The 13,556-nt window shown below is 45.0% G+C and carries 11 protein-coding genes; 3 read left to right on the forward strand and 8 right to left on the reverse strand.

All coding sequences use genetic code 25. The features are described 5' to 3' along the window. Positions 1-6: 6 nt before the first annotated feature. Together WC777_05705 and WC777_05710 are read right to left on the reverse strand one after the other, a co-directional pair. Positions 7-3,435 (reverse strand): hypothetical protein, encoded by a 3,429-nt coding sequence (locus WC777_05705; protein ID MFA6024660.1) that lies wholly within the window; start codon positions 3,433-3,435, stop codon positions 7-9. Positions 3,436-3,487: 52 nt separating this feature from the next. Then, on the reverse strand, positions 3,488-5,101 hold the full coding sequence (locus tag WC777_05710) for a tRNA uridine(34) 5-carboxymethylaminomethyl modification radical SAM/GNAT enzyme Elp3 (protein MFA6024661.1): 1,614 nt from the start codon (positions 5,099-5,101) through the stop codon (positions 3,488-3,490). Between the two features lie 3 nt (positions 5,102-5,104). Here WC777_05710 and WC777_05715 point away from each other — a divergent pair, with 3 nt between their 5' ends. After that, positions 5,105-5,866: a methyltransferase domain-containing protein gene (locus tag WC777_05715; GenBank protein ID MFA6024662.1), complete on the forward strand. Its 762-nt coding sequence runs from the start codon at positions 5,105-5,107 to the stop codon at positions 5,864-5,866. Positions 5,867-5,988: 122 nt separating this feature from the next. Here WC777_05715 and WC777_05720 read toward each other — a convergent pair whose 3' ends face one another. The 4 genes from WC777_05720 to WC777_05735 form a co-directional block, all read right to left on the reverse strand. After that, positions 5,989-6,207 (reverse strand): hypothetical protein, encoded by a 219-nt coding sequence (locus tag WC777_05720; GenBank protein ID MFA6024663.1) that lies wholly within the window; start codon positions 6,205-6,207, stop codon positions 5,989-5,991. A 270-nt stretch (positions 6,208-6,477) separates the two neighbouring features. Next, complete coding sequence (locus WC777_05725) at positions 6,478-6,786, reverse strand: hypothetical protein (protein ID MFA6024664.1); 309 nt, start codon at positions 6,784-6,786, stop codon at positions 6,478-6,480. A 33-nt stretch (positions 6,787-6,819) separates the two neighbouring features. Continuing rightward, entirely contained in the window at positions 6,820-8,250 is a 1,431-nt protein-coding gene (gene gatB, locus WC777_05730) for an Asp-tRNA(Asn)/Glu-tRNA(Gln) amidotransferase subunit GatB (protein ID MFA6024665.1), read from the reverse strand. 15 nt (positions 8,251-8,265) lie between these two features. After that, positions 8,266-8,826, reverse strand: a complete 561-nt coding sequence (locus WC777_05735; protein MFA6024666.1) for a hypothetical protein — start codon at positions 8,824-8,826, stop codon at positions 8,266-8,268. A gap of 49 nt (positions 8,827-8,875) precedes the next feature. Here WC777_05735 and lepB point away from each other — a divergent pair, with 49 nt between their 5' ends. Both lepB and fmt read left to right on the forward strand, forming a co-directional pair. Next, entirely contained in the window at positions 8,876-9,547 is a 672-nt protein-coding gene (gene lepB, locus WC777_05740) for a signal peptidase I (protein MFA6024667.1), read from the forward strand. 459 nt (positions 9,548-10,006) lie between these two features. Continuing rightward, positions 10,007-10,948, forward strand: coding sequence for a methionyl-tRNA formyltransferase (gene fmt / locus WC777_05745; protein MFA6024668.1), 942 nt, complete (start codon positions 10,007-10,009; stop codon positions 10,946-10,948). Here the strand turns inward: fmt and WC777_05750 are convergent. Continuing rightward, a complete protein-coding gene (locus tag WC777_05750; GenBank protein MFA6024669.1) occupies positions 10,902-12,191 on the reverse strand; it encodes an O-antigen ligase family protein in 1,290 nt (429 codons plus the stop codon). The two genes, fmt and WC777_05750, sit on opposite strands and share 47 nt — an antisense overlap. After that, positions 12,157-13,551, reverse strand: coding sequence for an extracellular solute-binding protein (locus WC777_05755; protein ID MFA6024670.1), 1,395 nt, complete (start codon positions 13,549-13,551; stop codon positions 12,157-12,159). Before WC777_05755 ends, WC777_05750 begins: the two co-directional genes overlap by 35 nt. Positions 13,552-13,556: the final 5 nt, after the last annotated feature.

Consider the following 13,556-nt stretch of genomic DNA (forward strand, 5'->3'; position numbering starts at 1 on the left):
TTAGACTTAAACCTCTTGCATGGGACTCTCTGGGCTTGCCTCCCCCGGTGTGGGCGTATTTGGGGCTAAGCTTTTCTCAATTTCTTCTAAGAATTGTGCATCTTTATAATTTGCAATTGTAAGTGTCGCAAAGTCAGCAAAGGAGACTTCCTCCCCTTCCGGGGTCTCAACTTTTTCATCACAAAGGAATTGCCAAATTCTCATCTCTTCATCTCCCTCAACCTGTTCTTGACCCTTTTGTAACTTTTGCATGAGTCGAATGAATGGGTCATCAGCCTCTTCACCAAATTTGGCTTTCACAAGCCGTCGAAATAGTTCGAAAGAAGGTATGATTAAGACTTGTTGAGTATAAAGAAGATCCATCTTTTTAATATCTATCCAAGAACCATCTGAATAGCTTTGGTATACTAAGAGTTCTTTTTCAAGTTCTGCTTTTTTTACCAGTAAATCCTCCTCTTTCTCCTTTAGAGACTCTTTCTTTTCAAAATCTTCTGTTTCGAGGGCATCCATTTTTGTTTCTGCAATTTCCTTCTCAATGTCCTTAATATCCTCCGTACACTCTTCGGCGGCTTTGCCCGCGTTATTGATCAAATCTACTAGATCATGCATCCGATGATCTCCATAGGGCCACCATCGTTTTCCTTGTACTACTTCTTTTACAAAATCGGGGTGCCAAATGTATTTGGATTGTCGAAGGTAGTCCAAAGGGTCTGTTTCGATATCGATTCCATCACCGTAAAGTCCTGCTGCATCTGCTGTATACAATAAGGCTCCAAGTGGACTCATTGTACTGGCTAAATAGTTGCTAATACCTTTAGCTGGTGTGGTCTTAAAAAGCTCATTTCGATTTGGAAAATATTTCTGAAGCCTTGGGCGACCCCACGCATTCCATGCTGCTTGCCCACCTAAGGAGCTTGCCGTTCCGCCCACCACAAAACCTACTGCTTTCCCAACAGGATGAGGAATAGCAGCTGCAGTCAACTTTCCTCCCAATAAAAAGCTGCTTGTCATGCTTGCATTTTCAAGATAAGTGTTCGTCTTGTCTTTTGATTCTTGAAATTCATGAAGCATATATAAGGTCCCAATAATTCCTGCGGCCTTACTGAGTCTTGCAGCGCTTTTAAATAATTCTGGGTGTTTTATTTTGAATAAAAGTGTTTCCAAATCCCTAGCTGTTTTTTCTGGATTTGGCATGGATTCCAGCTCATCCAGAAATTGATCCAGCTGCTGTGGAGAAAATTCAAATTCACGAATACGGAGTGTGACCCTCTCGTGCGTTAAGCCTAGTTTCTCAAGGCGTTCTAGTTGTTTTGTACTCACCTTTGCTCCCAACCCTTTTGCAGTGGCTTCTGCATGGGTTTTATATTTTGGATTTAGTACCCGATATTTGGGTAGCTTTGGAAGATTTTCCGTAGGATTATCTGTAAGAAATTTCTTTGCTGAGGCATTGAGTGTTCCTCGGTCGCTTGCGTCTGTTTCTATTCCTTCTTGAGAGATCTGTGCAATATCGTCCGTAAGGCCGGCAGCTTCCAAGAAGGCCTGTCTGGTCTCGAGATACTGTTTCCCTGATTTAATCATCATTTTGTTTACCCACTTCTCTCCAAAAAGTTTACCGTAGGCTTTGGCAGCGTATTTTCTAACGAAACCGGTTTGTCTTTTTGCAGTTTGTTCTTTTTTAAAATAGTAATCGTAGCGCTCTGCGAAGTAAGCTGTTTTCTTATGGAGCACATGAATTCTTTCTTGCGGGGATAGAAATGGTTCATTTGCTTCCGCTGTAAGTTTCCAATATCTGAGATCTTGTGCGGCCTCTGTACCGACGGATAAACTTTTTACCCCTAACTTTGGGAGCAAGAGATAGGAATCTAAAATTCCTCGTACGGCTCCTCTTGCCGCGGTGCCTGCTATTTGTCCACCTTTGATGTCTCCAGCTTTTATCCCTTTCACTAAGGTCTTGGTGGCGTTGAAAGCAGCATAAGAACCGGCCCACCAAATTTGTTCTGTTTCGAAGGGAACATCTTTCCACTCTCCTTCTCCAGACATGGCTTCGATTAAATCCTTAAATTGGCTGCACACAATATCGATGCTACTCAATGGGATGATCATTCCAAGTTTTCCTAAAAAGAGCACCCCATTATATATTCCCATTGACCAGCCATCTTTCGCTGCTCCGCCTATCATTTCCAGGATTCCATCATCCCAGCTCAAGTCTCCACTCTTCATTCCTTCCCAAGCCGCTTTAACATGTGGTGCTTTTGTAAGCGCTTCTTCCGCTTCCGGGCTCAAAGGGTCTTCTTGTGTGTCTCCACTGGTTTCTTTTGTATCTTCTTTCTCGGGGTTTCCGAAAACGCCTTCTTTTTCCAGTGCATTTAGAATCTCTCCAATACTCATATCCTCTATTCCAGCCCCAATTTTATCTTCATGACGCTTTATGAAAGATTCAAGTTTAACCTCTTCCTTTATGGTTTCTCCTCCATTATCGAAGCCCACAGCCGGCATATTATCTAGTCCCACGGCCTCTAAAATGGATTGGGCATATCCTTTACCAGTACGACCTACTCCTTTGCGAAAGTTTGAAAAGTCTCTCCACTTCACATCTTTGAGATCTATTAGCGTTCGCTCAGAAATATCGAGTTGCTTGGCGGCTTTTTTTATTCCTGGTTCCCTGGAACTAAAAGAGAGAGAGTCCACACCCTTACCTGCCAGAAGATCATTTATGGCGTCTTGGGATACATCTAGTCCCAAATAATCTGCAGACCACTTCCCTATATGTTCAGATCCCACTAAAACTCCAAGCCCTAGGGTTGTGAGTATGGATCCAAAAACTAGGTTTTTATTTTCTTCTTTGCCTTCTTCTTCCTTGAAGTAGTTCCAAAAGAAATAGGCAGCTCCTGCGGCTGCTGCCAGCATGAGGCCGCCTTTAACCGCTGGGGACATCCATTTTGTTTCATCAGACTCTTCGTGTTTCTCGGCTTTTTCTTTTTCTGCAAGGATATTGTTGTATCTTTTCTTTGCAGATTTGAGAGTCATCTTCCACCATGCTTGTGTAGGTTCAAACTGGGCGTTAAAAATTTCATTTAACTTTTGAGTGGATTGAATTTGAACTTCTGTTTTTGCAACCTTCGTCAGTAGCATCGAATTCTGAGCCAAATCTTCCTCCTTTTCTCCGCCTTGCAGGCTTAGGAGGATCAGTTCTTCTGTCACGGCCTCTAAGGCTAGTTTAGCTTCTTTCTGTTCGTCGAGCGGTTTTTCAGCATCTATGGCTAAAATCATTCGGAGTATTCTGTCTTTGGGTTTCTCCTGTGGTTCCTCTGTTTCTTGAATCTGATCGAGCCCGACATCGACTCCTTGACGAAGTTCTTCCAGGTCTTGGCGCATGACATCCGTTTGGCTCTTGCCATCCTCTTTATGCTCGATTTGTTGATCAGTGATTGACATAGCTACTTGAAATCTCCTCATTATACCTGAAAAACTGTGTTTTTACAAGGTACTAAGAAAGTTGCTTCGTCATGTAGGCGCCTTCGAGTTCGTAGCCCCATTTGCGGTAGTAGTTGCGGGTGCCGACGCCGGCGATGATGGCGATTTTTTTGTAGCCGGCGGCTTTGGAAATTTCTTCGGCTTTTGCGATCATGCGACGGCCGAGGCCGCCGTGTTGTGAGGCGGATTTTGTGGATTTGCCTACGCGGACTTGAGCACCGTAAGTGTGGACTTCCCGCACCAAAGCGGCTCCTTCGAGCTCGGGAATGAAGTGGGGTTTGCCTTGCAAAGAATAGGAAGAGAAGCGGAGCCGTAAGAGTGAACACAGTTTATCTTCTCTGCCTAGCAGACCCTTTGGGTCCGCTTGATTGAAGCTGATGAAAAACTCCTTCCCTTCGGAGGCTTCGTATTCCAAAACTCGAAGTTCCGTTTCGTCGGGATCAAAAACATCGCCTTTGATTTCACGGCAGCGAATGCAGTGACAGACAATGCCTTCTTTTTTCATTTTATCTTGAAGAATTTGGCGCATATTGGTCATTTGACTGCCCTCCAAAATGGACTCTCCTGGAATATCGCGGAAGAGCCGTTCTATACGGACATATTCTGGAATGTGTCGCTTCATCTCAATTAAAATATCCATCAAAACTTCATCGGAATAACTCTCATAACGGCCTTCCTTCCACCACTGTTCAAGCTCTGCGTAAGGCGTCACCACGCAGGGGTAGATTTTAAGTTGGTCGGCCTTAAAGTTTGGGTTTTGGAAAAATTCTCGAACCATCCATTTGTCTTTTTCCGGCGTGCTCCCCGGTAAATTGGGCATGAGGTGAACAGCAACTTTGAGCCCTGCATCCTTAAGGAGTTTGATGGCAGCAATCTGCTGAGCCACCGTTTCGCCGCGTTTATTGAGTTCCAAAATTTCATCATCGATCTGCTGAATGCCAATTTGTACTTTGGTGCAGCCGAGCTTCAGCATGTTTTTAATTTCATCTTCGGTGATGTGGTCCGGGCGGGTCTCCAAACTGAGACCGATGATGCGATGCTGGGCGGACTCATTGATGTGTTGAGCTTCTTTTAAGCCTCGTCCTTGCTGTGTGTTGCAGGCGTTGAATAGAGCACGAACGAAATCGCTTTGATATCGGCGGTTGTAGGCTGAAAAAGTTCCGCCCAATACAATCATTTCAATTTTATCGGTTTCGTGACCTTGACGAGTGAGGCTATCGAGCCGGGTTTTCACCTGGTCGCGGGGGTGAAAATCATCGAGAACCGCGCGCATGGCCCCCGGCTCGTTGGAAAGATAAGATTTGGGCATGCCGGGTTCTGTTGGGCAAAATACGCACTTCCCCGGGCAAGGATACGGTTTAGTGAGCACCGTGATGACGCTCACTCCGGAAAGGGTGCGAACTTTTCTTTTGCGCAGCAAGCGTTGCAGCGCCGGGTCACCCTTCCATCCCTCTTTCAACATTTCTTCATAAGCTTTTTGTAACTTAAAGTTGCTCAACAGATCAATCTCATGATCTCTGGCGTACGCTTTTTTAAGTTTGTGCAGCTCGTCCTCCGTTTGGATCTTCAGATTTGAAGCTTGTTGAATCAGTGCTTTTTGTATATCCTCGGAAGAGAGTATTTTCATATTATGAAGCCTAAAGGAATCCAGAAGAAGGTTAGGGACGACTATAATACCATTGCAAAAGAATTTTCGGAAACAAGACAGACGCTTTGGAAGGATTTTGATTTTTTTACACCTTATTTGAAGCGGGATTTTTCAGTTTTAGATCTGGGCTGTGGGAATGGGAGGCTCCTTGGTTTTTTAAAGGAGAACGGGGTCGAAGGGTATATTGGCCTCGATCAATCGGTGGAGCTTTTAAAGGAGGCTAAAAAGAACTGGCCCGGGAAGAAGTTCTTAGAGGCCGACATGAGCTCTCCCCTTCCGACTAAAAAAAAGTTCGATGCGCTTTTTGTCATCGCGGCGTTTCATCACCTTCCTCCGCAAGATCACGAGAAAACTCTTCGGATGTGGAAAGAGCATCTCAAGCCCGGCGGCTTCCTTTTTATGATCAATTGGAACCTTCATCAAGTTCGATTTTTGCCCTTGTTTCTGCGTAGTTTGCTCTTCCCCAACTATGGATTTCGTGGAGTTTTAGTCCCTTGGAAAGATAGCGTTCGCCGCTATTATTTTGCCTTCACCCGGGCTCGACTTGCACGACTCTTTAAGCGAAGCGGATATTCCGTTTTATTCAACGACTACACGAATGAAGGTAAGTCTGCTACCCTTTTCACAGGAAAAAACATCCTAACGATTGCACAAAATGGACTTGATGGGCGTTCACATTGATGAACTCACGCGATCGGAAGCCCGAGCGGCTTTGGACAAACCTCAGCTGATTTTTACACCTAATCCTGAGATTTTACTGGAGGCTAGGAAAGACCCTCGTTTTAAAAAAGCCTTAAAGAATGGCACGCTCATGCTGCCTGATGGCCATGGTCTCTTGTTGGTCAGTACACTTCTCAAGGTTGACTCTAAGCTGCTGCGAGCCTTGCTCTACCTTCCCGCATTGCTGCTTTTTCTGGTTTGGAAAAAACCTTTCAAAAAAGTTTTCCCGGAAATCATACATGGGAGTGATTTCATGCAGGATGTGATTGAGTGGAGTGAAAAAAATAAAAAAAGTGTTTTTTTTCTGGGTGGGAAACAGGGAGTTGCTCAAAAAACGGCTGAAAAATTTCAAAAGAAATATCCATACTTAAAAGTAGCGGGTTTTTCGAGTGAAGATCCGTCAAGTAAAGCGGCTGAAACTGTAAAAAGAGCGAAAGCTGAAGTGCTTCTTGTGGCTTACGGAGCGCCTAAACAGGAATACTGGATTGCAGAGTATGCTGAAGATATCCCCAATTTATTCCACACCATGGGAGTGGGTGGGTCTTTTGATTTTTGGAGTGGGGAAATAAAACGAGCCCCATTTTTCTTTAGAAACTTAGGGCTCGAATGGCTTTGGCGTCTCTGTCTTCAACCGATTAAAAGAGCCCGTCGCATTTACAATGCAGCGGTAAAATTTCCCCTCATCAGTCTCTTCGGCGACGAGTGTTGATCTTTTCTTCGGCATTTCGCATGAAAGGGCCCACAAACTCGATGATGCTCTTGGTGAGTAAAAGCGGCTTGGTCACATAGGTATTCACCTTATCAACAATTTCTTTAATTTGGTCTGTTACTTTTACGGTGTCCCTAAGAATGAACATTAAATAAATCAGTGTCATGGAGAGGAAAATGGTCACCAAAGCGACGCAAACCGATAGAGTAAGAAAGAGAATATCTAGAGGTACCATGGCGGGGGTGGTTAGATTGTTTCTATTGTAACACTAAGAGAGCAGTTTCATCAACGACTCGTTCACCAGTTTTGGATTGGCCTGACCTTTGGACTCTTTCATGGCAAGGCCCACAAGACTGCCCAAGGCCTTTTGGATGCCCGCTTTTACATCGGCGGCGGCCTGAGGATTTTGGGCGATGGCGGCCTTACACCAGGTTTCTATTTCGGCGGAATCGTTTTTTTGACTGAGGCCCTGCTCCTCCACGATTTGCTTGGGATCTTTTCCCGTTTTCATCATTTCGTCAAATATGGTGCTCTTTGCAATGGTGTTGGAAATCTTGCCCTCATCCACCAAGCGAATGAGCTCCGCAAGCTGATCTGCTTGAATCGCTGAATTTTCTATCCACTGGCCTTCGTCTTTGAGCCTTTTCACTAAGATTGTACCCACAAAAGATGCCGCAGCTTTGGGATTCTTAGACTTTTCCGCCACCTCTTCGAAGTACTTTGCCAAGGCAGGATCTTCCGAGAAAAATCGGGCTTCGGCCTCCCCCAAAGCAAAAGTCTGCATGAACCGCTCGTACTTCTGCATAGGAGTTTCCGGCACCAAGGTTTTCCACTCTTTAAGTTGTTCTTCTGTAATTTCCACGGGTGGAAGATCGGGTTCTGGGAAATACCGATAATCCGCTGCACTCTCTTTCTCTCTTAAAAGTTCCGTGGTTCCCCGAGTATCGTCCCAACCCACCGTTTGCTCGCTTGTGGGCACTGTTCCCGCCTCCCAAAGCTTCCCCTGTCGCTTCACTTCATATGCGATGGCCGCTTCCAAAGATCGGAATGAATTTAAATTTTTGATTTCTGCACGAGGGTAGAGCTTCTCCTCCCCTTTGGGCCGTAGTGAAACGGAAGCATCAAAACGCATCATTCCTTTTTCCATGTCGCAATCGGAGCTGCCGGAATGGCGTAAAAGTTGCTGAACGGTTTGTGCGTAAATGCGCGCTTCCTCCGCACTGTGCATGTCCGGATAAGATACAATTTCCATGAGCGGGCATCCGGCACGATTGAAGTCGAGGAGAGTGTCCCCTCCTGTGTGGGTGAGTTTTCCGGCGTCATTCTCCAGATGCAAGCGGAGGACTCTTATTTTCTTTTTTTCTCCATTTATCGCAATTTCCACAAAACCTTCTTTTGAAACAGGTTCGTCGTACTGAGAAATCTGAAAACCCGGCGGGAGATCGGGGTAGAAATAATTTTTTCTGTCGAATTTTGAGAAAGAGGGAATTTCACAGTTTAGCGTGAGTGCCGCAATGACCCCTTTTCGAACCGCCTCTTTATTGATGACGGGGAGCATGCCCGGAAAGGCCATGCAAACAGGGCAAACATTGGTGTTGGCCTCCATCCCAAAAGAATTATTTTTACACGCGCAAAACATTTTTGTTTTGGTTGAGATCTGTGCGTGGATTTCGAGACCGATTACAATTTCAAGTTCCATGTCTTTAAATTAAGCCTATTTAGCGCTGGAGCGCAACAATTTTGTAAGCAGATCTTTCAGTTTGGCGTGGTCGTCGAAGCTCTGATTTTGTACAAATTTTTGTTGATGCTCCATAATGAATCGCTCGACTTTTCGTGGAGAAGCCACGGACTCCAGAATGAGCGGCGATCCGGAGACATGGGTGATTTGGATGTTCCCAAACCTGAAAACCGTCCCCCAGAATCCTTTTGTCTCATTGGTAATTCCATCGATATTTCCATATTCAATTCTGTTTGTGGATTGGCTGAATGGAGATTCCCACTCGTAATCGATTACAGAAAGGTTCGTGACGATCCATGCGTCCAAGTACCATTGTAAAAATCTATACGCGAAGAGTAGGGCTCCGATCACGGCCCAAGCCAGCCAAATTGCCCAGAGGGGCGGAAATAGATAATAGCCACCTGCCGGGATGAGCATTCCAAAAAACATGGCTTTGAGCAATTGGGCGTACACAATAAAGGGGTGCACATGCGCCACCATCAAGATTTTTTCATCTTTGTCGAGTAAGCTCCGGAAGAGAATTTTATCTATGATCATTGCCTCAGGTGGATTTCTTTGCTAGGCTCATTTTGCATTTTACACGACTATGTCCGAAAATCCGAATAAAGATTTCAACCTTTCAAAATTTCTTCTGGACATTCTGGTGGACACCGTGATTGTTGCTGTTTTGGTGGTGATTATCCGTCTTTTCCTTTTCGCCCCTTTTCAGGTTCACGGTCAATCTATGTGCAACACATTTAATGACTATGATGGAGAGTGTATTTCCGGAGATGGCGAGTATGTTTTGACTTCACGCCTTTCCACTTGGAATCTTTTTGGGTGGAGTCCCTCCACAATTGAACGGGGAGACATTATTATTTTTAAGGCGCCCTATTCCGAGGATGGTGATTTCTATATTAAACGGGTGATTGGGCTTCCCGGAGATCAAGTGAAAGTTGAGGATGGACTTGTGAGCGTCTTGGATGAAGATGGTGTTTATATTGAGCTGGATGAGCCCTATTTGAGTGAAGAAAATCAAGGGAACACTCAGGCTTTCCATACCAGCAGTGAGGTCTTTTCTGTCCCTGATGGCGCCTACTTTGTGCTTGGAGACAATCGAACGCGAAGCAACGATTCCAGACGATGCTTTCAACAAACCGGCTGTACCGCCAAGACCTCTCCTTACTTAATAGAAGATTTTATTGAAGGAGAGGTGAAGATGGTGCTCTTCCCCTTGAGCCATGTTCGCTTTGTGAAAGACTTTGATTATTCAGTTTAGTTCGTCTTTCCCACTCAGATAAAACTCCAGAAGCATGATGAACGCCACCAACAGCAGGCCGTTCCATATTCTTAGTAGCCCGAGCATGAGCAGTGTGAGACAAATGCAGGTACATAGGCTCAAAAGTACTCCCTGCCTCAAGGAAATCAACACATGCTTTACAAAAATATAGTCGCCACTTCGCCAGCGCTTTAAAAAAAACAAAATGATAGAAAAAGATCCGGCACAAGCCAAAAAGGTGCTCACAAAGAAAAGGGCCAAGGAAAGCCCAGTTTCTGTCCATGGATCAAGGTTCCACACCACCAGAATCCAGGCCGCCCAACTGAGCACCGTCGCTAGAGCTATGATAGATAAGATTCTAAAATGAGGAATCTCTAGTAGTTTTCTTCGGTCTTTTTCCTCAGACATGGTGGTGGAGTTTTTTTTGGAGTACAATCCGACTGAAGACTAGCATAATTTATGTCACGGATCACACTCTTTTTTTTCTCCTCAAGTCCCATTTCGATTCCTCTTTTTGAGGCCCTGCTTCAAGATCCTGCGTTTGAAGTGAAGGCTTTGGTTTGTCAGCCCGATAAGGAACAGGGGCGAGATATGGAGGTGCATGAGGCGGAAATTAAAAAGATTGCTCAAAAACATGGGATTCCGGTTTTTCAACCGGAGAAACTTTCTCGAGACACTGAGCTCTTGGCATCTTTTAAAAAAGATCCGCCGGACTTTATTTTGACCTTTGCCTATGGCCAACTTTTAAACGAAGACTGGCTGTCCCTCCCCACCATTGCCCCTCTCAATGTTCATCCCTCGCTGCTGCCTTTGTACAGAGGCCCCACCCCTATACAAAGTGCTATTTTGAATGGAGATCACGAGACGGGATTGACACTCATTAAAATGGGTAAAGGAATGGATGATGGCCCCATTGCCTTTCAAGAAAAAGTGGAGATCCCAGCTCACAGCAGCTCTGTTTTGATGTTTGAGGAATTCGCCCGCCTGGCGGCGGAAAAAATTCCGGGTGCTCTGCTGAATATTGTAAAGAATCCGGCGTTTAAGTTTGTGGAACAGGATGAGGCGAGCGCCGTGAAATGTTTCCTTATTGAAAGGGATCACGGCCGAATTGATTTCAAAGAGTCCGCTCAAAAAATCCTGAATCGCTTTCGTGCCTACCAGCCTTGGCCTGGCCTTTTTACCAGCTATTTGGGGAAACGAATTAAGGTTTTGGATCTTGAGCTCAGTGATGCTGTTTTGGAGCCCGGCAAAGTTTCTTTCCATGGGCATGAACTCCTCATTGGAACTTTCGATGGCGCCTTAAAGGTGAAACTTTTGCAGATGGAAGGTAAAAAAGCGCTACATCCCGAGGCTTTTATTCTTGGGCTTCCGGACTTTGCATCGGCGACTCTTCCTTCTTAGGCTGCACCTTGGAATGGACCAGCAGGCTCAGCGCCAATACTCCTAAGAAGCGACCTTGATCCAAGGAAATCCAATAATGATCGAGAAAACCTGTGAGAATGAAAAAAAAGATGATTCCCAGCGAGGGAAAGTTCTTTTTGGATTTGAAGATCTGAGATACCAGAAAAACCATTAAGATGATGAGGCTTGGTAGCCCCAACTCGTTCATTATTAAGAGAAAGATATTGTGAACAGGTTGATACTCCCACGGCATCAACGGCGTCTTTACAACGGTGTCCATGAAAAGGGTGAAGTGTGAAAACCCAACGCCCAGGGGATATGCTTTTAGCATTTCCAGGCTTGTGGAAAATCCTTGTATCCTTTCGATAAAAGCTGTTTCGTTGAGTAGATTTGGGCTTCTCCATAGTAAGAACCCAGCGATACTCAGTACGAGGAATACCGTGGTGAGTAAAAAATATTTTTTATTTTGGAAGTGATTCTTGAGGACTCCTGAGATCAATAAAAGCACCACAAGAGCGAGCAGGGCTGATCTTGAAAATGTGGCGAGCAAGCCCAGGCCTTGAAGCGTCAACAGGCCCATTTTCTCATTTTTCTTGAGGGTCTTTGAGCCTAGGGAAAAGAAGAAAGCTAAGGCCAAAAAAGCTCCTAAAATGTTGGGGTGTGGAAAGGATCCATAGGCTCTAAATCCCTCCAAGCTTCCAAGGCTCCACTTTGCAAGTTGCGAAATTTCTTTGGCAAGATTGGGTTCTCCTAAAACCTGAAGTCCTAAATCTGTTTGGAATATAAATTGGCTTATACCCCAAAGCGCCTGGATGGCGGCTGTCCATGCAAAAATCCTCACTAAAAATTCTTTATCTTTTTCCCGTGAAAGCAGGATTGCAAAAAGAAGTATTTCTAAAAGTTTTACCTCCAAGAAACCATTTAGAGTGGCATCCGTGTGTGGGCTGAAAAGTAAAGAAAGACTCGCCAAAGATATAAAGAGCATCAATCCCATCAAAACCATAGGGTTGGACTGTTCTTTAGTGCGTTCTTTTTTTTGAAAAAGGAGATAAAAGCAGCCCGAAAGCAGCAGCGCAAGGTCAAAAATAGAGAAGTAAATGCTGAGATAAGGGTTGGCGAATCCATGCCCCCAAGCGGCTTCATAAGTTAAAAGCTTTGTTTGAAAGGGTAGTGCAAAGATGCAAAAGGCCAAGGTCCATAAAAAGGCCTTACTCCTCAAGAATGTAAATAGGTTTGATGCCATTCGCAGGGATTAGGCTTTGAAGAGTAGTATTCAGTTCGCTCAAAACATTTTGGATTCTAACCGTGTCCAAGACCTGCTCAATGGCATTTAAAAATGCAGTTTGATACGCCTCCGCATCGGCCATTGGGAAACTCTCGGCATAACCCACTTGAGCGGCAAAGGCCCCGTAAAGCGGGTCTGCCATTTGTTCATCGATCAAACTGCGCAGTGCGCTGGGCTTGTGTGTTTTTTCGTTGTAGTAACGCAAATTTTCTTCTGTGACCATTTCCGCCAAAAAGTCCCACGCTTCCTCGGCGTGTTTTGAAGTTCGGCTCACAGCTGGGACAAAATAACTCGCATAGGCTTCACGGGTTTCTGCTGATGTTTCGGGGTCATACACTTGAGGAGCTTCTTGGATTTTTATACTCTCCAGGTCAATGGCATCCTCCCCCTCCGCCTTAAGTCTATTGATCTCGTTCACAATATCGGCATAGGCGTAAGAATAGCCCAACAGCATGGAAAGTTTTCCTCTCGCGAAGGTGGTCAATTCTTTTTCCGCACTTTCGGTGTCCGCCAAAACTTTATTCCAGCTGTAATGTTTTTGAGTGGGCAGCGCGAAGCTGGTGTAGAGCTGCAGGGCGGTCAAGGCATTTGGATCTTGAGCCAGCACCACTTCCTTTAAATCTTCGGTATAAAAGTTCACTTTGTATTGCAGCATCATGAGCGCCAAAATATCAAAGGCTCGAAGAATGTTATCGGCCCGTCCCAATGCGATTCCAGCGCGTTCAAATCGCTCAAAACTCTGGTCCTGTCTGTTGAGCTGAACCACATCATTTTTGATTCCTTCCCATGTGCTCGAGGGCCTGCCTTGTGAAGGAAGCGCTTCCTCAATATGGTCGTCATTGTAATAAAGTGCCAAGGTATCTATGTAAAGCGGCAGGCCCCATACTCTTTCCACACCGGCTTCATCGGGAATAATCATTTCATCTCCTGCAATGGAAACAAATAGAGACCGGAACAAGTCTGCAGTGATGAAATCTTGAGGAGCGGGGGTGAGTTTTTTATAGTGTTTTGGGAATAAGGTGTTGTGAAGCATAAAAATATCCGGCCCCTCCCCTTCGGCCAATTCATTGATCACAAGGTCCAAATATTCTTCCGGATTTGTGAATTTTTTATACAAAATGGTGACATGGGGATTCTTGCTTTCGTAGGCTTGAATGAGGGGTGTGTAGATCTCTTCGTTCTCAAAAAGCCCATAAAATGTGAGAGTGACAGGATCTTTTCTTACCGCATCCTGCTGACCTTTTTGCCTAAAACAAGAAGTGAGAAGGAGCGAGGCAAGCAGCAAAACGGTGATGGAGATTCTTATGGTTTTTTTCATGGCGG

The sequence above is a fragment of the Candidatus Gracilibacteria bacterium genome (assembly GCA_041661045.1).
Taxonomy (GTDB): Bacteria; Patescibacteriota; Gracilibacteria; order UBA1369; family 2-02-FULL-48-14; genus 2-02-FULL-48-14.